The organism is Bacillus sp. NTK071, assembly GCF_017303315.1.
In the GTDB taxonomy this organism is placed as follows: Bacteria; Bacillota; Bacilli; order Bacillales; family Guptibacillaceae; genus Guptibacillus.
This window is the reverse complement of sequence record NZ_JAFKOI010000001.1, coordinates 149,132-169,344: the sequence shown is the minus strand read 5'-3', so window position 1 is coordinate 169,344 and position 20,213 is coordinate 149,132. Positions and strand designations below refer to the sequence as shown.

The 20,213-nt window shown below is 38.6% G+C and carries 20 protein-coding genes; 4 read left to right on the top strand and 16 right to left on the bottom strand.

Annotated elements, in window-relative coordinates; genetic code table 11:
• Window positions 1-50 precede the first annotated feature (50 nt).
• The 5 genes from JI666_RS00890 to JI666_RS00870 all read right to left on the bottom strand — a co-directional run bounded on the left by JI666_RS00890 (window position 51) and on the right by JI666_RS00870 (window position 7,433).
• A complete protein-coding gene (locus tag JI666_RS00890) occupies window positions 51-1,067 on the bottom strand; it encodes a cytochrome d ubiquinol oxidase subunit II (RefSeq protein WP_206887938.1) in 1,017 nt (338 codons plus the stop codon).
• A gap of 29 nt (window positions 1,068-1,096) precedes the next feature.
• Window positions 1,097-2,431 carry a cytochrome ubiquinol oxidase subunit I gene (locus JI666_RS00885; protein ID WP_286170529.1) on the bottom strand — a complete coding sequence of 445 codons (1,335 nt, stop codon included), beginning with the start codon at window positions 2,429-2,431 and terminating at the stop codon, window positions 1,097-1,099.
• A 453-nt stretch (window positions 2,432-2,884) separates the two neighbouring features.
• The gene (locus tag JI666_RS00880) at window positions 2,885-4,687 is read right to left on the bottom strand and encodes an ABC transporter ATP-binding protein (protein WP_286170528.1); all 1,803 of its coding nucleotides are present in this window, start codon (window positions 4,685-4,687) and stop codon (window positions 2,885-2,887) included.
• A 14-nt stretch (window positions 4,688-4,701) separates the two neighbouring features.
• Window positions 4,702-6,456, bottom strand: coding sequence for an ABC transporter ATP-binding protein (locus JI666_RS00875; protein WP_206887932.1), 1,755 nt, complete (start codon window positions 6,454-6,456; stop codon window positions 4,702-4,704).
• Window positions 6,457-6,887: 431 nt separating this feature from the next.
• Window positions 6,888-7,433 carry a peroxiredoxin gene (locus JI666_RS00870; RefSeq protein ID WP_206887929.1) on the bottom strand — a complete coding sequence of 182 codons (546 nt, stop codon included), beginning with the start codon at window positions 7,431-7,433 and terminating at the stop codon, window positions 6,888-6,890.
• A gap of 291 nt (window positions 7,434-7,724) precedes the next feature.
• Between JI666_RS00870 and JI666_RS00865 the strand changes: the two genes are divergently transcribed.
• Both JI666_RS00865 and JI666_RS00860 read left to right on the top strand, forming a co-directional pair.
• Entirely contained in the window at window positions 7,725-8,561 is an 837-nt protein-coding gene (locus JI666_RS00865; protein ID WP_206887927.1) for a mechanosensitive ion channel family protein, read from the top strand.
• A gap of 63 nt (window positions 8,562-8,624) precedes the next feature.
• The gene (locus JI666_RS00860) at window positions 8,625-8,828 is read left to right on the top strand and encodes a ChaB family protein (RefSeq protein WP_206887924.1); all 204 of its coding nucleotides are present in this window, start codon (window positions 8,625-8,627) and stop codon (window positions 8,826-8,828) included.
• A 43-nt stretch (window positions 8,829-8,871) separates the two neighbouring features.
• On the opposite strand, the gene JI666_RS00855 is transcribed toward JI666_RS00860, so the two are convergent.
• The 4 genes from JI666_RS00855 to ccpC form a co-directional block, all read right to left on the bottom strand.
• Complete coding sequence (locus JI666_RS00855; RefSeq protein WP_206887921.1) at window positions 8,872-9,117, bottom strand: YkuS family protein; 246 nt, start codon at window positions 9,115-9,117, stop codon at window positions 8,872-8,874.
• Between the two features lie 155 nt (window positions 9,118-9,272).
• Window positions 9,273-10,388, bottom strand: coding sequence for an N-acetyldiaminopimelate deacetylase (locus JI666_RS00850; protein ID WP_206887918.1), 1,116 nt, complete (start codon window positions 10,386-10,388; stop codon window positions 9,273-9,275).
• Between the two features lie 5 nt (window positions 10,389-10,393).
• A complete protein-coding gene (dapD, locus tag JI666_RS00845; RefSeq protein ID WP_206887915.1) occupies window positions 10,394-11,113 on the bottom strand; it encodes a 2,3,4,5-tetrahydropyridine-2,6-dicarboxylate N-acetyltransferase in 720 nt (239 codons plus the stop codon).
• A 104-nt stretch (window positions 11,114-11,217) separates the two neighbouring features.
• Complete coding sequence (gene ccpC / locus JI666_RS00840; RefSeq protein ID WP_206887912.1) at window positions 11,218-12,075, bottom strand: transcriptional regulator CcpC; 858 nt, start codon at window positions 12,073-12,075, stop codon at window positions 11,218-11,220.
• Between the two features lie 134 nt (window positions 12,076-12,209).
• On the opposite strand from ccpC, the gene JI666_RS00835 reads away from it, so the two are divergent.
• Together JI666_RS00835 and JI666_RS00830 are read left to right on the top strand one after the other, a co-directional pair.
• Window positions 12,210-12,950 (top strand): sulfite exporter TauE/SafE family protein, encoded by a 741-nt coding sequence (locus JI666_RS00835; RefSeq protein ID WP_206887909.1) that lies wholly within the window; start codon window positions 12,210-12,212, stop codon window positions 12,948-12,950.
• Window positions 12,951-12,961: 11 nt separating this feature from the next.
• Window positions 12,962-13,330, top strand: a complete 369-nt coding sequence (locus JI666_RS00830; protein WP_206887906.1) for a VOC family protein — start codon at window positions 12,962-12,964, stop codon at window positions 13,328-13,330.
• A 7-nt stretch (window positions 13,331-13,337) separates the two neighbouring features.
• Here JI666_RS00830 and JI666_RS00825 read toward each other — a convergent pair whose 3' ends face one another.
• The 7 genes from JI666_RS00825 to JI666_RS00795 all read right to left on the bottom strand — a co-directional run bounded on the left by JI666_RS00825 (window position 13,338) and on the right by JI666_RS00795 (window position 20,163).
• On the bottom strand, window positions 13,338-14,864 hold the full coding sequence (locus JI666_RS00825) for an MDR family MFS transporter (protein ID WP_206887903.1): 1,527 nt from the start codon (window positions 14,862-14,864) through the stop codon (window positions 13,338-13,340).
• A 52-nt stretch (window positions 14,865-14,916) separates the two neighbouring features.
• Window positions 14,917-15,372 (bottom strand): cyclic-di-AMP-binding protein CbpB, encoded by a 456-nt coding sequence (cbpB, locus tag JI666_RS00820; protein ID WP_286170527.1) that lies wholly within the window; start codon window positions 15,370-15,372, stop codon window positions 14,917-14,919.
• A gap of 102 nt (window positions 15,373-15,474) precedes the next feature.
• Window positions 15,475-16,206 (bottom strand): SDR family NAD(P)-dependent oxidoreductase, encoded by a 732-nt coding sequence (locus JI666_RS00815; protein ID WP_206887900.1) that lies wholly within the window; start codon window positions 16,204-16,206, stop codon window positions 15,475-15,477.
• An 11-nt stretch (window positions 16,207-16,217) separates the two neighbouring features.
• Complete coding sequence (gene corA, locus JI666_RS00810; RefSeq protein ID WP_206887897.1) at window positions 16,218-17,291, bottom strand: magnesium/cobalt transporter CorA; 1,074 nt, start codon at window positions 17,289-17,291, stop codon at window positions 16,218-16,220.
• 189 nt (window positions 17,292-17,480) lie between these two features.
• Window positions 17,481-17,639: a hypothetical protein gene (locus tag JI666_RS00805; protein WP_206887893.1), complete on the bottom strand. Its 159-nt coding sequence runs from the start codon at window positions 17,637-17,639 to the stop codon at window positions 17,481-17,483.
• Window positions 17,640-17,927: 288 nt separating this feature from the next.
• A complete protein-coding gene (locus JI666_RS00800; protein WP_206887890.1) occupies window positions 17,928-18,308 on the bottom strand; it encodes a VOC family protein in 381 nt (126 codons plus the stop codon).
• The gene (locus JI666_RS00795; protein ID WP_206887887.1) at window positions 18,295-20,163 is read right to left on the bottom strand and encodes a PAS domain-containing protein; all 1,869 of its coding nucleotides are present in this window, start codon (window positions 20,161-20,163) and stop codon (window positions 18,295-18,297) included. The genes JI666_RS00800 and JI666_RS00795 overlap by 14 nt, the downstream gene beginning before the upstream one ends.
• Between the last annotated feature and the right edge of the window lie 50 nt (window positions 20,164-20,213).

The window sequence follows — 20,213 nt, the reverse complement described above, 5'->3', positions numbered from 1 at the left end:
CACTATCCATTCTATCCTACCACTTTGATTAACAGTGTCAATACTGTTGACTATGACTTATTACCCTTTACATATTCTGCATCGAAAAGGAATAACCTCATTAACAGAATAAGCGACGGCACCAGGAGGCAGAGGCCAGCTATAAAGGCTACGACAAGATAAACACCGGTGGTTTCATTTGTATACCCCGAGTAAATTGTGATGTAATCATATAAAATCCATGGTAAATGTGAAATACCATATCCAAAGAACGCGAAGAAAAACTGTAACATAACGAAAAGAAATGCCGTTCCATATCGCTTTTTATTAAAAATAAAGTATGTTGCAATTAAAAAACATAATAACGAAGCAATAAAAAACCACGCGTAGTCCAGTGTTCGTTCAAAATGAACTGGGTTATGCTGCTGAAGCGCCACGAAAACGAGTATACTCGAAAGAATCGTTGGTGCACTCCAGAACAGAGCGTACTTTCTTAGCAACTCTAGCGCCGGCTCGTCATTTGCCCTACTCGCATAATACGTAAGGAAGGCCGCACTAATAAAGAGCACAGAAACAATTGCTAATAGCACAACTGACCAGGAATAGAAGCTTGAGAAAAGTTCACCCGCTAGAAAAACCACCTTACCGTTTACTTCCTCAATGAATCCACCTTCAGATAGCGTTAATGCTGTTGAAAGAGATGCTGGTATTAATAACCCTGTTACACCATATAGAAATGTGTACACTCTACTTTTCTTCGCTCCGTAGTTACCAAAAGCATAGAAGGACCCACGAATTGCGAGAAGAACAATCGCGATGCTACCTGGTACGAGTAAAGCTGTACCGTAATAATATGCTGTATCTGGAAAAAAACCGACTAGTCCAACAAAAAAGAATACAAAAAATACGTTCGTTACTTCCCAAACCGGTGATAAGTAACGATTAATAATTTTATTTATAATGTGCTCACGTCCAGTAAGCTCCCCATAGTAGGCAAAGAAACCTGCTCCAAAATCGATGGAAGCTGTAATTAAATACCCGTAAAGGAAAACCCAAAGTACCGTTATTCCTACTAATTGAATGTCCATTGCTTCACCCCTCTCGATCTGACCTCTTCTTATTTCGTTCTCGCAATGTCCTCTAGCTCGTTTTCAGCTGGATTCGATTTAAACATTTTACGAAGCACTGTTACACAAAGCGTACCTAGCACGATGTATAGCAGTAAGAATAGGATAAACATTAATCCAACGCTATCAGAAGTTGTTGCAGCATGTCCTGTTCTGAGTATATCCCACAGTATCCATGGTTGACGACCAACTTCAGAGAATATCCAGCCAAATTCAATAGCAAGCACAGAAAGTGGTCCAGCAAGGACAATTAAGCGAAGCAACCACTTATTCTCTACGTTAAATCGCTTTATGCGTAGGGCAATCATGTAGAAAAAGGTTAGTGCTGCAAGGAACATTCCTATACCTACCATTCCATCAAAAAGATAATGAATAAATAGTGGCGGAATTTCATCTTCAGGAACTTGATCAAGCCCCATCACTTCTGAATTGGGATCACCATGAGCAAGAATACTTAAGAAATTAGGTAGAACAAGACCATACTTAACTTCTTCCGTTTCCCGATCTAAAACTCCTCCAACGACAAGATCAGCATTTTCCGTCGTTTCAAAATGCCACTCTGCAGCTGCTAATTTCTCAGGCTGATATTCTGCAAGAAACTTACCAGAGAAGTCTCCGATAACTGCTGTACCAATGGCAAAAATAAATCCAGCAGTCATTGTAAGTTTCAAAGCTTTTTTATAATAGATGCTCCTCTTACCTTTAAGCATACTAAATGCCGTAATAGCGGCAAGGACCATAGCAGACGTCAAATAAGCAGACATAACAACATGACCTACTTTTGTCGGTGTAGCTGGATTGAACATAGCTACGAGGGGCTCGATATCTGTCAAAACACCACCGACCATTGTAAATCCTTGCGGAGCATTCATAAATGCGTTAACTGTTGATATAAACACTGCTGAAAGCGTCGACCCTATAATAACCGGTATTGAAATAATCCAGTGATAAATTGGCTTCTTGAACCGATCCCAAGTATATAGATAGATTCCTAGAAAGATTGCTTCAAAGAAGAATGCAAAAGTTTCTAGGAATAATGGTAAACTAATGACCTGTCCTGCAAGCTGCATGAAATTCGGCCATAAAAGAGATAATTGTAGACCTATTGCTGTTCCAGTTACAACACCAACAGCTACGGTTACCACAAATCCCCTCGTCCATCGACGAGCAAGTAATGTATAGTAAGGATCATTTCGTTTAATACCGATAAATTCCGCTAGGCTAATTAATAATGGAACACCAACACCAAGTGTTGCAAATATAATATGAAACCCGAGCGTTAAGCTTGTTAACATACGACTTAGCATCGCTGAATCCAATTCCAACTCGTCCATCCCCTTTTAATCCGTTTTCTAGTTATCTCTTATTCTGTTTCCCTCATTATTATCAATAGAAACGATTGAAATATTATGCTTGTTAATAACCTTATTATGACCTATCTCTAACTTTGTGACAAGTATCACAAAGTATATAATTTAGACTCTTTTCGAAGACATAGTTGCTATTGCGAGTTTATTTCCGCTCCAGTGTGGTCTCACCTGTCCCGCTAGTTCTGCAGGAGTCGAGCATCCTTTCGCTCTAATCAGCGAAGTGTGGCTTTTAATATAAGAAATTCTTTCATAAGCAACAATCTTTTAGTAAAGAGCCTATTAAAAAAGGATCGCGCAATGATTGCGCGACCCTTTTTTATTGGCCATGTTAGCTCATATTGTACGAATGAGCCGATAAACAACACTGTTTATTAACATAAGCAAAAAAAGAAGCCGCTACCGGCTTCTTTATCCTGCGTCCATCATATTAAATTGGGATTTAACAAGCTCATAGTACGTACCACCACTTCGCATTAATTCGCTATGATTACCTTGTTCTAATATCCGGCCATGATCTAACACGATAATATTATCTGCTTCACGAATTGTAGAAAGACGGTGAGCAATCATAATAGCAGTTCTACCTTTTAATACTACGTTCAAAGCTTTTTGGATTTTTAACTCTGTTTCTGTATCAATGCTAGCTGTTGCCTCATCAAGAATAAGAATCCTAGGATCGGCAAGAAGAGCGCGAGCAAAAGACAACAATTGACGTTCACCTACAGATAAGATATTGCCTCGCTCTTCCACTTCCGTTTCGTAACCATTACTTAAACGTTTTATAAAATGATCAGCGCCAACAGCTTTAGCCGCTTCAACAACTTCCTCATCGGTTGCATCCGGCCGACCGAAACGAATATTTTCCATGATTGTCCCGGAGAAAATGAATGTATCTTGGAGAACAACGCTAACCTTCTCTCTTAAGCTATCAAGTTTAACATCTTTTAGGTCGGTTCCATCAATCCGTACAGTCCCCTTCGTAGGGTCGTAGAATCGACTAATTAAATTGGCGATTGTCGACTTACCTGAACCCGTATGCCCAACAAGCGCAACAGTTTGCCCTGCTTTCATTCTAAGGCTCATTTCATGAAGAGCTTTACGACTTTCATCATAAGAAAACTCAACATCCTCAAATGTAATTTCGCCTTTCATTTCCTTAAGCTCAATTGCATTTTTCTTCTCAGGTACGTTCGGTTGTTCGTCTAGAAATTCAAAAATTCGTTCTGAAGAAGCCATTGCAACGAGCAGTTGGTTGTAAACTTGACCAAGACGTGAAATAGGCTCCCAAAACATCCCAAGATAGAAAGCAAATGTAACAAATACACCGTAGTCCATCCCATTCTGAATGAGATAGACGCCAAACCAAATTAAAATCGCAGTCCCAATCGCATTGGACATTTCAACGAAAGGTCTAAAGAATGCACTTTTTTTTGTTGCATCCTTCCAACTAGCATAATTCTCGTGATTAACTCCTTCAAAGAATTCCATGTTTCCTTTTTCCTGCGTATAAGATTGCGTAACACGAATTCCTTGTATGCTTTCATTTAAGTGAGAATTGAGTTTCGCTTGTTTAATTCGAACTTGCTGCCACGATCGGCGGATTCTTTTTCTCAAGCTTGTTGAAATGAAAAACATTAATGGCAGGATAATCATGATGGCTAGTGTTAGCTGAGGACTAAGGACAAACATAATAACAATAATTCCAAACAGCAGAACAATATCCATCAAAAGATTTATAACGCCACTTGTGAATAGCTCCTGCATCGAGTTCACATCATTAATAATTCTTACTAGAATGGATCCTGCAGATCGCTTATCAAAAAAACCATGGGACAATCGCTGGATATGCTTGAAGAGCCCCTGTCTAATGTCATAAATAATATACTGACCAAGTTGATTCGTCCATTTGATACGATAGGTGTTAGCAACCCACGATAATAAGTATAGGACCGCAATTCCGATAATTAATTGAATTAAAAGCGTTTTATTCTGATTCTTGATGGCATGATCAAAAAGTAATACCCCTATAAATATAGGGACAATTAACCTTACCGCTGTTGATAACAGCATGGAGATAATTGCTTTTGGCAGCAAATTCTTTTTATAAGGATCCATGTAACCAAGTAAACGCGTCATTTGCTTCCAATTAAATTGTTTTTCTATAGCTGTATCTTGCGAGTAATGGAACCTCGCTCTTCGATTTTGTTTCAACTCTTCACCCCATTTCAACCTGTTTGCCTTGCCATGATTTCCTCCCGATCTTGATATTGAATGTTATAGATACTACGATAGTAGCCATCATCTTCAATAAGATCACTATGTTTACCACGCTCGACAACTTTCCCTTCATCTAAGACGATAATTTCATCAGCGTGTTTCAATGAAGAAATTCTGTGCGCAATAATAAATGTAGTTCTTCCTTTCATCACTTCCTGAAATGCTTTCTGAATCTTCCCTTCAGTTTGCATATCTACTGCACTAGTCGCATCATCCAATATTAATATACTAGGGTCAGTTAGGATTGCTCTCGCTATAGCAATTCTCTGCTTCTGTCCACCAGATAGTCCCATCCCACGTTCCCCTAGAACAGTGTCATAACCATCAGGCATTTCCATTATAAACTCATGCGCCTGTGCTCTTTTCGCAGCTTCCTGTATTGTTTCAAAGGATACGTCCGGATCACCATAGGCGATGTTATCTCGAATCGTAGATGAGAATAAGAACGTTTCCTGTAATACAACACCTATGTTTCTACGTAGTGATTTTACAGTGTATTGATTGATGTTTCTTCCATCAATTAGCACCTCTCCACTCGTAGGCTCATAAAAACGTGCAATTAATTGAGTAATGGTTGTTTTCCCAGCGCCTGTGGCTCCAAGAAGACCAATTGTCGTTCCTTTCGGCGCATCAAATGAAATATCTTTTAATGCTTCGTCATCCTCTGAAGCATATTTGTGTGTAATTTGATTAAAGGAAACATGACCTTCCATACGCTCTATATCTAGCGCATCTTTTCGATTATATATATCTTCTGGTTCATCAAGTATTTCTAGCAGTCGTTCACCTGACGCTTTAGACTGTGAAAACGTATTGATCACAAATCCAAGGTTCATAATTGGCCATATGATATACCAGACAAGACTAAAGAACGCCACGAGTTCACCAGGTTGGAGCTGGTTTTGAAAAACAAGATACCCTCCATAAGATAGAAGGAATACAACACAAAGATTGCCGATAAACTCCATCAATGGGAAGAATTTCGCCCATATATATGAAGTTGTTAAGTAATTATCTCTGTAATCTGTATTGCTATCGACAAATTTATCGATCTCAAAATCTTCTCTTGATAAAGATTTCACTGTATTTATACCGCTGATGTTCTCCTGTACTTTCGTATTTAGTCTTGCCATCGATTTTCGTATACCTCTAAAAGCCGGGTGAACACGTTTATCGAACATATAAACTGCAACCCCAAGAAACGGCAGCATTCCTAATGTTACGAATGCAAGCGGAACAGAATAACTGAACATAACGACAAGGCTAAAACTAACGAGTAGAATGAAGTTGATTACCTGAGCGAAGCCGAATGAAAGGAAAAAGCGAAACCCTTCCACATCCGCTGTCAATCTTGACATTAAATCCCCCGTCTTAGCATTGTCGTAGTAACGGAAAGGTAGATATTGAAGTTTTTTGTAAAGTTCTTCTCTCAGACGGTAGACTGCAGTAACGCCAAATAAATCCCCTAGGTACTGCTGAAAGAACGTCGCTACTCCCTTCACTAACATGATGCCGATAAATCCAAACGCAAGATACGGTACCCATTTGTATTCCTGCTTAAGAATGACATCATCAATTGTAAACTGTAAAAGCATGGGGTAAAGTACCGTGATTCCCGTAACAAAAATCAGTGAGAAAACTGACCAAAGGAAAAGCTTTTTATATGGCCAATAGAACTCTTTCAACCTTTTAAATGTTTCCATCCTGACACCACCCTCTGACAATAAAGAATTAAAATTAAATGACAATATACATAATATATCGGATTTCGAAATAAATAACCACCTATTAGACCTAAAATTCGGAATTATTTAAATGAAATACCGTCACTCCTTCGATTAAAATTCTTCATCATCTTTGAAGCATATTCCTTTATATTTGGCTATGTTAGTAAGCAGTGTTGATTTTTGGCTCATTTACGCCCTGCGGTGACCAATCGCTTCGAGCAAATTCATTTGCTCAGACGATTGGTCACCGCAGGACGACCTTTCAGCTCTGCTGAAAGGCGAGTGAAACTAAGGTTTCACTCGAATGAGCCAAAAATCGAGAAATCAACAATAAGAGCTAACATAGCCTTATATTTAATAAAAAAAACTCCAAGGAGGTTGTCCTCCTTGGAGCATGAGTTGTAAATTTATTTAAGTGTTTCTTGACCTGGCTTCCAGTTAGCCGGGCAAAGTCCACCAGTTTGAAGTGCTTGTAGTACACGTAGTGTTTCATCTACGTCACGGCCAATATTGTTATGGTTAACAACAGAGTACTGAAGTTCACCTTCAGGGTTGATGATGAATAGTCCGCGTAGTGCAACACCTTCATCTTCAATAAATACGCCGTATTCTTTAGAAACTTTGTGGTTTGTATCTGCAGCAAGTGCATAGTTTAGGTCGCCTAGACCATTTTCATTACGATCAGTGTTGATCCATGCTAGGTGAGTATGAATTGTATCTGTTGATACACCAACTACTTCTGCATCAAGATCATCGAATTCTTCGAAACGATCGCTTAGTGCTGTAATTTCAGTTGGGCACACAAAAGTGAAGTCCATTGGATAGAAGAAAAGCACTGTCCATTTATCGTTTTTCATGTTTTCTTCAAGACTTACTTTACCGAATTCTTTGTTTGTCATAACTGCTTCCATTTCGAAGCGAGGTGCTTGTTTACCTACCATGCGTTCTACCATGTGTAAATCCCTCCTAGAAAATATCCTGCGGCTTTCGCCCACAAATGCCATTATAGTACACGAGTTATTTTTAGTCAATGTTAAATAATAATTAATTTAATCTAAGGTATAACCGTGACTTTTCTATCGTACCCACGTTTATAGGCAAATAAACAGGGTACTTTAAGTATAACGAAAATCCTAATGTTCGTCTCGTATCAACACTTTACTTGAATTCACACAACAATTTTCGATATACTTTGACTTGTGTTATTTGTACATAAGTAATAGATAAATAAAGGAGGAAGTTAATTGGAACTTTTTGAAAACATTGATTGGGCCGGTCTTTTAGTTCAGACAGGTTTGATCTTATTGAAGCTCATCGCAATTCTTATTGTTTATGCGATCGTAAAAGCGATTGGAAATCGCTTTATTGAAAGGACTTTTGGAAAAGTATCAGAAAAGCAGAATATGAGTGAGGGAAGAGCGAATACGCTTATGAATTTAGCGAAAAGCATCTTGTCTTATGTTCTCATTTTCATGGCAGCAGCTATTATATTTGAAACGTTCGGATTTGATATTAAAGCACTCATTGCCGGCGCCGGTATTATTGGTCTTGCAGTAGGTTTTGGTGCTCAAGGACTTGTAAGTGACGTTGTTACCGGATTTTTCATCCTTCTTGAGAAACAAATGGATGTGGGAGACTATGTTACTGCAGGTGGATTTGGGGGCATCGTGGAAGAAGTTGGATTGCGAACAACACATATTCGATCATTTGACGGAACACTAAACTATGTACCAAACCGAGAAATCAGTGCATTAAGTAACCACTCAAGAGGAAACATGCGCGCGCTTGTTGATATCGGGATTTCATATGATGATAATATTGATGACGCGATTCGAGTGATTCAAGGTGTTTGTGATAACGTAGCAGCTACAAACGAAGCTGTTATCGAAGGCCCTGATGTACTTGGCGTACAAAACTTGGGATCATCAGACGTTGTACTACGCGTCCTCTGCAGAACTCAGAATATGGAACAATGGGGCGTGGAACGACAGTTGCGCAAAGAAATTAAAGAAGCCCTTGATGCAAATGGCATTGAAATTCCTTTCCCCCATCAAGTATATGTGGAGAAGAAAGAACAGTAATCGTTTATTCAGTCTACATCATGGGTAAGGTAATCACAGACCTTCCAAAGGAGAGTGACTATCTTGCCTTACAATTCACGAAACGATTTACCAGATCAAGTGAAAGACAACTTGCCCGCACATGCCCAGGATATCTTTAAAGAGGCTTTTAATTCTGCTTCCGAGCAGTATGATCAAGAGAAAACAGCTTTTAAAGTAGCCTGGAGCGCTGTTGAGGAGAAGTATGAAAAGAACGATAATGGAAACTGGGTAAAGAAAAGCAATTAATAAATGCCCCTCTCATTAATGAGAGGGGCATTTTTGTATCGTATTACTGGTAACGGCTATCCACCTGCTGACAAACCTGATCAGCTGTCATTCCATCTGCGTTAATAACAGAACCTTGTGTCGATACCGATTGCATGCCCATTACATTTTGATCCTGTCCTGAAACGACACAGCAGTCACATCCACTAGCATCACTTTCCTGTTTCAATGACACCACATCGTATCCCTTCGCCTGAAGCGCCTGTGCTACGTCAGAAAGCGTATCTTCAACAGCAATTCTCTTGTTCATACTCTTCACTCCTTTCAATTATGTATCTTTACCAACAAGATTATTTTCTCCACATTTATGGAAAATATGTATGTAGTGGATAAAACTCTCATTCCACTTCGATGCTTTCAACATAAATAACCCCCCGAGCCAATGCTCAGGGGGGGTTATTACCATTAATTCGCACTACGATTAAAGTAACTTGTCATAACTTGAAATGCTGTATCTATTGCTGCTTCATCTGGCATTAAAGAAGAAGAATGTAGACCAGAATCCGAGTTAACACCTAGCCAGAACATAAACCCTGGAATTTCTTTAAGGAAATATCCAAAGTCTTCACCGGTCATTGCTTCTCGACATTCAATCACAGATACATCAGAAAGATCCCTAGTTTCTTCCATAAACTTTACTACAAGGTTAGTATCATTGTTAACCTGGTAGTAGTTTGATCCATAATCAATCGACGCAGTGCATTCAAAGGAAGCTTCAATCCCTTTTATGATTGCTTCAATCCTTTGCTTTACAAGAGTCATGGATTCTGCTGAGAGGCTGCGTATTGTGCCTTCTACTCTTGCTGTTTCAGCAATAATGTTTTGTTTTGTACCGCCAACAATTTTACCTACCGTCACAACTGCCGAATCAAGTGGGTCAATATTTCTCGCAACAATAGTCTGGAATTGTGTCACAAGGTGACTGGCTGCAACTACCATATCACGCGTATGGTGAGGGTAAGCCGCGTGGCCACCCTTACCTTTTAGATCGATGAATAATTCAGATGTATTCGCAAATAGCAGACCAGGTTTCGTAGCAATTGTACCAACCGGATACTCTGGTGCAATGTGAAGCGCAACAATTTGGTCTGGCTTCCACGCTTTAAACTCTTCACTTTCGAGCATAGGTAGCGCTCCACCTGGACCCTCTTCTGCCGGTTGAAAAATAAATAACAAATTGTCTTTTACCTCGTGTGTTGAATAATACTCCAGAAGCGATAGAGCAATTGTCATATGAAAATCATGCCCACATGCGTGCATATATCCTTCGTGTTCTGACTGAAAAGGGTATCCTGTCTCTTCTGCAATTGGAAGACCGTCTATATCTGTCCTGTAACCAATCGTTTTCGTTGGTTTTTGTCCACGAACCTTAACCAGGATCCCTGTCTTCCAAGTCTTCACTTCAAGACGTTCTTGAGAAAGGTTTTCAATAAACTGAAGAAGATAGCGCTGCGTCTTGAATTCCTTAAAGCCGATCTCAGGAATTCGGTGCAAATCTCTTCGTACAACAGTCTTATCCATCAGTATTAATCGTTTTGAAGCTGACGAAGTTCTTTTTTGATCTCTGTCTTAGAACGTGTTTGATCGTCGATCTTCTTCAAAACACGTGCAGGAGTACCAGCGACAAGTGTGTACTCAGGAACGTCCTCTGTAACAATTGCGCCAGCTGCTACAACTGCTCCTTTACCAACTTTTACTCCTTCAAGAACAACCGCGTTTGCTCCAATTACAACATCATCTTCAATAATAACAGGGCTTGCGGAAGGCGGCTCAATTACGCCTGCAAGGACAGAACCTGCACCAATGTGACAGTTTTTACCAACAGTAGCACGTCCACCAAGAACAACGTTCATGTCAATCATCGTGCCTTCTCCTACAACAGAACCGATATTAATCATCGCGCCCATCATGATGACAGCATTATTGCCGATTTCAACCTGATCACGAATCACAGCACCCGGCTCAATACGAGCTTGGATTCCTTTGAGATCAAGCATAGGAATGGCAGAATTACGACGATCGTTTTCAACCACATAGTCTTCAATCTTAGAAGCTTCAGACTCAAGTGCTTTCTTAATCTCTTTCCACTCACCAAAAAGAACACCTGTATTACCAGTAATGAAAGACTTAGTGTTGCTACCAAAGTCAATCCCTTCAAGGTTTCCTTTAATATGTACTTTTACAGGAGTTGATTTCTCACTGTTTTGAATAAAGCTAATAATTTCGTTTGCATCCATCATTTTCATGGTGTAAATTCCTCCTTTAATCATTATGCATGTGCTTATCTTTTGCATCAGCATGTTACTCATTTTATCGTACATGATCGAAATCGTGAAGTCTAATCTAAAGGCTAGTTATTAATCAATTCCATGAATTTCTGAACTTGCTTAAGCTGCATCGCTGTGTCATTTGTTAATAACCAAGTGTCTCTTTTCAATGGAGCGCCTTCACGATCTGAAAGCGGGATGCGGAAAAACTCTTTATCATCCTCCGTGATGCTAATAGAAGGCAAAATCGCATACCCGATACCGTTCAATGCCATTTGCTTACATGTTTCAATTTGATCAACTACGATCGTCTTTTTCGGTGGAGCAAATGACTGAGTTTGCCACCAAGCTTGAATTTCTTGAAAGTAAGTCGAATCGCTTTTAAATTGAATAAAAGGCTTTTCTGTTACTTGCAATTCATCAATGGATTGTATCGTAGTATCAACTAGGTACAGTTCATCTGAAAGTAAGTACTGACTCTTTCCTCTCCAATCAGGTTTACCTCGAATGATTCCTACATGTATATCATCTTCATATAAGTAACGTAATATGTCACTGCTCCACCCCGTTACAAGTGATATCTTCACACTAGGATAATGCTCAACGAATTTCTTTAGAACTGCAGGAAGCCAGTACTGCCCAATAATAGAGGCTACTGCAAGCTTTAGGGTTCCATGAACTTCAGAGCTTAATGCAGTTAACGCTTCATACACCTTCTCTTCTCTACGCAATGTGTCATTTGCGAATGAAATAATCCGCTCACCAGCCGGCGTAATCGTAAGACCTTTCTGAGACCTTAGAAAAATCGAAACCCCCCATGCTTTCTCAATTGACTGAAGCCTTTGACTAAGTGCCGGCTGCGACACATACAACCTTTCAGCAGCTCTTCTCATATTCTTTTCTTCTGCCAAAATGGAAAGAACTTGATACTCTGAACTCATGGTCAATCACCACTCCCTTACCTTTACAACATGTATTCATAAGTTATTCTTATCACAAATCATCATTATAATCTAATTTCGTTATCGTTGGAAGGATAATATACTGTAGTAAGAACCACTAAAGGATGATGTTCATGGAATGGATATGGTTATTCGGAATTGGTGTTATTGCAACGTTCGTTGGAACGTTATCTGGAAGCGGTGGGTTGATTAATGTACCTGCTATGATGTTACTTGACCTTCCAATTCATTCCATCATATCAGCTAATAAATTCTCTAATATGCTCAGCTCTTTTTCAAGTTTTTACGTACTGCTTAGACGAAAAGAATTGGCGTTCAAAGAAGCAATGAAAACAGGTCCGATTGCACTTGCTGGAGGTATACTTGGAGGATTATTCGCTTCGTCTCTCTCTCAACAATCGCTTCAATTGTTCGCAGGTGGAATGCTTATTGTAGCGCTTGGACTATCTTTTTTAAAGAAGACAAAAACCAATTATTCCTCAAGAATTGTTCCAAGAAGAGCACTTCCATTCGTTGGAATGATTGGTTGGTACGATGGAACATTTGGTCCTGGTCAAGCAACGCTTCAAATGCATTTATTTCGCCATGTTGGAATCTCCTACCTTGCTTCAATCGGATTAACTAGATTTAATACCTTTCTAAGTTGTACAGGTGCGGTTGTCGTCTACTTCTTCAGTGGCCATTTAAATATGATGATTGCAATTCCACTTGCTATTGGCTCAATTACAGGTGCTCAAATTTCAGTCAGGATTGCAGAAAAGCTTACACTTAGTCAAGTTAATTGGTTACTACGATCCATGACAATACTTCTCATTTTCCAAGTATGTTATAACATTTTCACTAAACAATTCTAGGAGTGAGTTACATGTCTATACAGTATAAACGTCTGCATCACATCCAGATTTGCATACCACCCGATCAAGAAAACGTTGCAAGAGATTTCTATTTAAACACTCTTAGTTTTCAAGAAATAACCAAACCTCAACAATTAAGGAATAACGGTGGATTTTGGTTAAAGGTAGCAAACATTGAAGTACACATTGGCGTAGAAAAAATGGGAGTCCCAGGGAAAAGGCACCCTGCTTTTGAAGTAGTGAATATCGAGGAAGCAAGAAAGCATCTAGAAAAGAAGAATGTTCCCATTCAACAAGAGACCCAAATTGAAGGGTATGAACGGTTTTCCTTCTTTGATCCTTTCGATAATCGAATTGAATTCCTAACACGAATCATTTAAACCCGGCTCATGTACGAGCCGGGTTTTCTTTCTTAGATGGTTTTGGAATGAACAGGACCAATACAAAACTAACAAGGGCAAGTACCAACACACCACCGTATACCCATTTAAGTGAAATGGTTAAACCGTTTTGTAAAAGATCAAGTAGGGAAGGATCAAGTGACTTCCTTTTTGTTTCATCGAGTAGTTGATTAGCCGTATTAATCGAAATATCTGGATTACCCGCTCTTTCTGTTAAGTAGTGTTGAAGCCTGCTGTTTAGGATACCACCAAGAAGAGCTGCACCAACTGCACTTCCTAATGTTCTCATAAACATATTTGTAGCTGTCGCAATTCCTCTTTGTTGCCATGATACTGAGCCCTGGATTGCTACAATAAATGTAGTGGATGTTAATCCCATCCCAACTCCTATGAAAAAAGAGCCCACCCCAGCAAAAATAGGACCTAGCGCAGGCGTCATAAATAGATAAATGCTAGACCCAACGATAAGAGAAATGCCACCGAGTACGGATGTTGATCTGAAACCAATTTTGATAACTAGATTTCCAGCAGCTGTTGAAGCAATCGGCCACCCAATAGACATTGTTGTTAACGTGAAACCTGCTACAATTGGTGAACGCTCCATCACCCCCTGTACAAAGGTAGGTAAAAAGCTTGAGACACCAATTAATATGATCCCTGTCGTAAATGTTACAGAATTTGAAATAGCAATAATAGGACTACTCCAAATACCAAGCGGCATTAAAGGTTCTTTCGCTTTCTTTTCAACATGTAAAAACAGCGAAATGCCAGCAACCGATAAAGTAATCAGCCCTATGATTGGTAACGAAGTCCACTCCCAGTGTACTCCGCCTTCTATTAATACAATCATTAAAGCGCTAACCGAAACGAGTAACAACCCTGCTCCTGCATAGTCAATTGATTTCTTTTCTTTATCAATTGTTTCATGCAACAAAAGCAAAATGCCAATAAGTGATAGAATACCAAGTGGGATATTCATCCAAAAAACCCATGACCAAGCAATATACTGAACGAAAAGACCACCCAAAGCAGGGCCAGCTATAGCAGAAATCCCCCACACACTAGCTAAATAACCTTGAATCTTCGCCCTTTCTTCCATTGAATACATGTCTCCAACGATTGTAAGCGCAATAGGTTGAACAGCACCTGCACCAACACCTTGAATTAAACGGTAAATAACGAGTGCTTCCATCGAATCTGCAAATCCACACAATAATGAACCGATCAGGAAGACGACAATACCAATTGTATAAATAGGTTTACGACCGAAAAGATCTGATAGTTTACCAAACAACAAAACGGTTATTGCTGACATAAGAAGATAAGCTGAAAAGACCCAACTGAACTTTGAAAATCCCCCGAGATCACCGACAATTCCTGGCATTGCTGTGGAAACGATTGTCCCTTCAATTGCAGCCATAAACATACCAATAATAATAGCAACAAGTACAAGTGGTCGATTGGTTTCTTTTCTCTTATAACTTTGCACAATTTGATTTGTAAACGGCTTCATATTTTCAACTCCGTATATGTAAAAAACCCGGTGTAACTACCGGGTTAAATTTCTAAGATCCTCTAACAGAAGATTCATGCAAATAACGATTCACAAATTTCAATAGCGCTCTTCTCGTTAAGATTCCTTTGAATATAAACTCATCATCAACAACACATAAAAAAGGATGATCAATTGAAAGCTTTAATCCTTTAAAAAAGCCCTCTTTTTCATTAATACAAGGAATTTCTGTATTCATAACATCTTCCACTACGTACTCACTTAATTTCTCAAATTCGATTCGCTCGATGCCTAGAATGGAATCTAAAATGAGCGGCTGACTAATTAATCCTTTTAACCGATACTGAGTATCAAGAACAGGTATAGAAGAATAGCCGGATTTAATTAAAATAAGCATGGCGTGTTCCAACGGGTTATTTAGTTGAACATGCGCGACTTTTTCTGCGGAAATGATGAGTTCATCAATTCCTGTTTCATACAAATTAGGTAAATCCATATGTTTAGCCATTTAAAACGTCCCCTCAAGCATAATTCGCTTTGTATTATTTCTATTAGGAAGGTCTTTTATTATAGTAACACGAAAGGGGATTGTCCGTTAACTGTTACTCACTTAATGCTCATAAATCATTTTTCGTGTCATGCCACCATCAACTACCAGATTCTCTCCTGTCACAAAATCATTATCTGGGTTGGATAAAAAGAGACAAGCTCTTCCGATATCGGACGGTTTACCAACTCTTCTAGAAGGATGCTGTTTGTGATCTATATCTCGTAAAGAATCATAATCTTCTACTTCAATCCATCCTGGACTGATAGAATTAACTGTAATATTATCTTTTGAAAGTGAAATTGCTAGCGCATGTGAAAGAGCAACAATCCCTCCTTTTGTAGCAGCATATGCTTCACTATTCGGTTCAGACATTGAAGCTCTTGTTGAAGCTATATTAATAATAGAGCCGCCTCCACTCTTTCTCATGAGTGCTGCAGCAGCACGAGAGCCTAGAAAAACACTTCTTAAGTTCGTATTAATAATGTGATCCCATTCTCCAATGGATATTTCATCCATTTGTTTGAAAGCTGTTAAACCAGCATTGTTAATAAGGACATCTAGACGACCGTATTTCTCCTCCGTTTGGTTCATTAATTGTTGAATGTGTTCAGGATTACTAACATCTGTCAGGATGATATCAGGAGATTCACCTTTCATTAAACTAGCAGTTTCTTTACACCCTTCTTCATTTACATCAGCTAAGATTACTTGACTACCTCTATTGGAATAAGCAATTGCTACTCCTCTTCCAATTCCGTGACCAGCGCCTGTTACAATCACAACTTCCTTCATATATGCTCCTCCTAAAACCAATTTTTACGTTTAAAGTAAACAAGCATTAGGCCAGTAATGATAATCATTACAATCCAAACCGTTGGATAGCTCCACTTCCAGTCCAACTCTGGCATGTTTGTAAAGTTCATCCCATATATACCTGCAATAAATGTTAAAGGGATAAAAATCGTGGATACAATTGTGAGTACTTTCATAATTTCATTCATTTTCATACTTAAGCTAGAGTAATACACATCAAGTAAACCATAAAGTTGACCTCTCGAAGTTTCAACCATGTCGTTTGCCTGAACAATGTGGTCATGGATGTCCTGTAAATAGAACGAAATACTTTCTCTTATATACGGTACTTTTCGATTAATTAACTTATTAACGACTTCACGAACGGGCCAGACCGTTTTCTTAAGTTGTAAAATTGTATTTTTATATTCATTAATATCCTGCAAAGAGTGATTATCCGGATTTTCCATGATCATTCCTTCAAGTTCAGCAATTCGATCATCCATCTCATCCATAATGATTAGATACTGATCAAAAATCACATCCATCAAAGAATAAAAGAGAAAGTCCGCTCCTGTCTTCCTTATTCTCCCTTTACTTTCCTTTAACTGAAGTCTAACAGGATCAAATAAATCTCCGTGTTTTTCTTGAAAAGTAATAACGGTGTTCTCTGTTAGAATAAAGCCTACCTGTTCAATGTCGAGCTCAGTGCTATCTGGTGCTAAATCAAGCATTTTTACAATCGCTAGTAAGTGATCTTCAAAAAAATCGATCTTTGGTCTATGTTCCGTATTTAAAATATCTTCTGTCGTTAATGGATGTAAACCGATCATTTTACTTATTTCATCTACTAATTGAACGTTATGTACACCATCCACGTTAATCCAGGTCACTTTCTCTGAGTGAAACACTTCGCTCAATTTGTCCATTGAAATGTCTTGATATTCGTTTATTTCCTGGTCATCAAACTCAACAGCTGTAACTGTTACTTTCTCTGTTTTCTCGTCACCTATGTAAACAAGAGAGCCTGGAGGCATGCCTTTCTTCTGTGTGCGATTTTTTCTAAGTTTTTTACGAATTCCCATCACTATTTCACCTCAATTCATTTCTAAAATACCCTATTATCATCATTTAAAAACCCTAAACATGCTTCGTTTTAGGGGTGGATAAGAAACCTCTTAATCTTACTTTTAGTGCAAGGTTACACATACAATCTAGCTGATAAGTTCAATCTTTTTTAATTATGATAAAACTAAAAAAACCCGCACTGCGGGTTAGAAAATATCCTCTTTTTTCATAATTTCCTCATAATCCATCCACAAGAACTCCCGATCATATGCAGCAGAATCCGTTTTGATGCCATTCCAAATTACATTCATAAATAAGGCCAGTCCTAAAAACATTACGAGTAATATGAGCATGACTAATGCCATAACCTACCTCCTCAAACTCTTTTCTATCAAGGTATGATTGTCCGAGGAAGTAAATGTCTGAATAAACAGCAAATTAGGTTATTTTTTTTAGTGTTGGGTATGATTGGTTAAGAGGATACTATAAAGCAAAGGCAGTGAAAGAAGACCAGCACCTAGCAGAGAAAGCTAAAAAGGTAGTGAAAGATGCTCAGAAAGAATGCGAATCCCCAGCGTGAACACAATGAATTTCCTTCAAATGAATGATTAAAAAAGATGCCCCATATCATTGATGAGGGACATCTTTTCTACTTATCGTTCGATATTTAATTCAATTAAATTCCCATCAGGATCGGAGACAAATATTTGAGCGAAACCACTTTTACTATAGTAGTTTTCGTGAATATCGATTCCAGTTGCTTTCAACCATCTTAACGACTCTTCATAGCTCTTGACCCGAAATGCAAAGTGACCTTCTTTCGAGGTAAGTTCTTCTGTGCCTCTAAGTGTTGAGGCTTCAGGATAAACGATAAGATGCAGTTGTTGACTGCCTACTTGATACCAGGCACCAGGGAAATCAAAATCAGGTCTTTCTATTTCATTTAAGCATAAAACGTTTTGATAAAAAGATTTCGCTTTTTCAAGGTCAGTTACAGCAAGACTTACATGATGAAGATTTTCAATCGTAATCAATTTTGTCTCTCCTCATTTCTATACTATTCTTGTTCTGCTCTACTTTAGATGGCAATGTAATTCGAAAGATGGTCCCTAATCCCTCTTTACTCGATACATCAATATGCCCTCCGTGCTCTTTGACAACTTTATAACTTACCATTAAGCCAAGGCCGGTTCCCTTTTCGGAGATTTGATAGTATGGTTCACCTAGTCGATCAATGAGATGAAGTGGAATTCCATTCCCTTTATCTTCAACTTCAATCATAACGAAGCTTCCTTTTTCACTCAGTTTAACTCGTAAGGCACCACCATTAGACATCGATTCGATACCATTTTCTATGATGTTTGAAAGAACTTGCTTAATATGTGAACGAATGCACACACAATAAATGTCTATATCTCCATATACTTCTACAATATCAATACTATTATCTACAGCCTTCGTAGATAAACGCTGAATAACTTCTTTAAGAAGAATGTTCATATTGACTGACTCATATGAAGAAAATTCCCGCTTTGATAGAAGAAGAAACTCGTTCACAATTTCCTCAACTTGCTCCATCTCAACCTCAACTACCTTTAAAAGTTCCTGATTAACGGAATCGTTCCCATCTAAAAGTTGGAGAAATCCCTTAATCGTTGATAGTGGATTTCTTATTTCATGAGCAACGCCTGCCGCTAAATCTCCAAGAACATGACTCGTTTCGGTCCTTCGAAGGTTTTCTTCAGCATTTTTAATCTCAGTCACATCACGTATAATGACAAGATGATGGCCCGGGTAGATATGATAGCTTAAAGTGAAATTAAACACTTGAGTTTGATTGGTAACAGGATTGACTCGCTTTCCTTCCCCGCTCATACCATATTCCGATGAGTGATCCCAGATAATCTCACAGTCATTCTCAACTTCGGAATAATGAGAATGAATGACAGAATTAGAATCAAGACTAAACAATCGACAACACGCACGATTAATGTTAACAATTATCCCCTCTTCATTTAATATTGCCATGCCATCCAGTGCGCCTTCAAATAATCTCCGAAACCGTTCTTCACTTTCTTTTAAATCAACGATCATTCTTTTCGTCTCGGTAATATCACGGTAAATTGTCATGTATAGATTTCCGTATATACTTTTCTTCGAAGTGAATTCAAGATCCTTTTTGTTCCCGCCAGCCATCGTAAATTGGATATCGCCTCGAATTTCTCCACGTTCTTCTAATATTTTTTGAAACGATTTACCAATTGAGATGTTTGTCCCTTCGAGGAAGTCAAACAAATTATAAGATTGTATTTCCTCTCTGCTCACATTAAATAATTCGCACGCTGCAGGATTAGCATCAACTATGCAACGATCCTCGTTCCATAGGAGAATACCATCCAGAGCACACTCAAAAACACTTGCTAATTTCTCTTTATTATCCATCATTTTATTATAGAGATCGGTTTCTGAAGTAACATCTCTTATGATGGATAAGTTCAGGTCTCTATAGGCTTGGTGGGTAATAGAGAGTTCAACAACCTTCCGTTTTCCATTCATCAGAATAATCGGCAGTTTCTCTACAACATACCCCTTCTTTTGTAAATCGATTCTCATTTGTTTAAATGCTTCTCTTCCTTCTGGTGCTACATGGTATCCAATTAATTTCGTTTTGATTGTTGCTTTATCAAGTTCAAATATTTCACAGCATGCCTGATTTACTTCAATCAGCGTCCCATTTTGATTTGATAATGTCATCCCATCTCTCGAATGATTAAAGATATGATGAAGCTTACGATTTTTTTCGGTTAGCTCGGTTCGTAGTTCACTTGTTTCCTTAGAGCCGTCTTCATTTAAGGAAAAAGTCCCTTTTCCTTCCTCATTATGTTCCATAGGCGGTCTCCTTTTGGTGTCGTTGGCGTCATTATATCATTTATGTGTTA

Excerpts from the sequence above, each read along its gene's own strand:
- cbpB (WP_286170527.1), bottom strand. The coding sequence starts at position 15,372 with ATGGCTAAACATATGGATTTACCTAATTTGTATGAAACAGGAATTGAT.
- JI666_RS00825 (WP_206887903.1), bottom strand. The coding sequence starts at position 14,864 with ATGAAGCCGTTTACAAATCAAATTGTGCAAAGTTATAAGAGAAAAGAA.
- JI666_RS00815 (WP_206887900.1), bottom strand. The coding sequence starts at position 16,206 with ATGAAGGAAGTTGTGATTGTAACAGGCGCTGGTCACGGAATTGGAAGA.
- JI666_RS00850 (WP_206887918.1), bottom strand. The coding sequence starts at position 10,388 with ATGGATAAGACTGTTGTACGAAGAGATTTGCACCGAATTCCTGAGATC.
- JI666_RS00805 (WP_206887893.1), bottom strand. The coding sequence starts at position 17,639 with ATGGCATTAGTCATGCTCATATTACTCGTAATGTTTTTAGGACTGGCC.
- dapD (WP_206887915.1), bottom strand. The coding sequence starts at position 11,113 with ATGAAAATGATGGATGCAAACGAAATTATTAGCTTTATTCAAAACAGT.
- corA (WP_206887897.1), bottom strand. The coding sequence starts at position 17,291 with ATGGGAATTCGTAAAAAACTTAGAAAAAATCGCACACAGAAGAAAGGC.
- JI666_RS00795 (WP_206887887.1), bottom strand. The coding sequence starts at position 20,163 with ATGGAACATAATGAGGAAGGAAAAGGGACTTTTTCCTTAAATGAAGAC.
- JI666_RS00890 (WP_206887938.1), bottom strand. The coding sequence starts at position 1,067 with ATGGACATTCAATTAGTAGGAATAACGGTACTTTGGGTTTTCCTTTAC.
- JI666_RS00870 (WP_206887929.1), bottom strand. The coding sequence starts at position 7,433 with ATGGTAGAACGCATGGTAGGTAAACAAGCACCTCGCTTCGAAATGGAA.
- JI666_RS00830 (WP_206887906.1), top strand. The coding sequence starts at position 12,962 with ATGTCTATACAGTATAAACGTCTGCATCACATCCAGATTTGCATACCA.
- JI666_RS00835 (WP_206887909.1), top strand. The coding sequence starts at position 12,210 with ATGGAATGGATATGGTTATTCGGAATTGGTGTTATTGCAACGTTCGTT.
- ccpC (WP_206887912.1), bottom strand. The coding sequence starts at position 12,075 with ATGAGTTCAGAGTATCAAGTTCTTTCCATTTTGGCAGAAGAAAAGAAT.
- JI666_RS00855 (WP_206887921.1), bottom strand. The coding sequence starts at position 9,117 with ATGAACAAGAGAATTGCTGTTGAAGATACGCTTTCTGACGTAGCACAG.
- JI666_RS00875 (WP_206887932.1), bottom strand. The coding sequence starts at position 6,456 with ATGGAAACATTTAAAAGGTTGAAAGAGTTCTATTGGCCATATAAAAAG.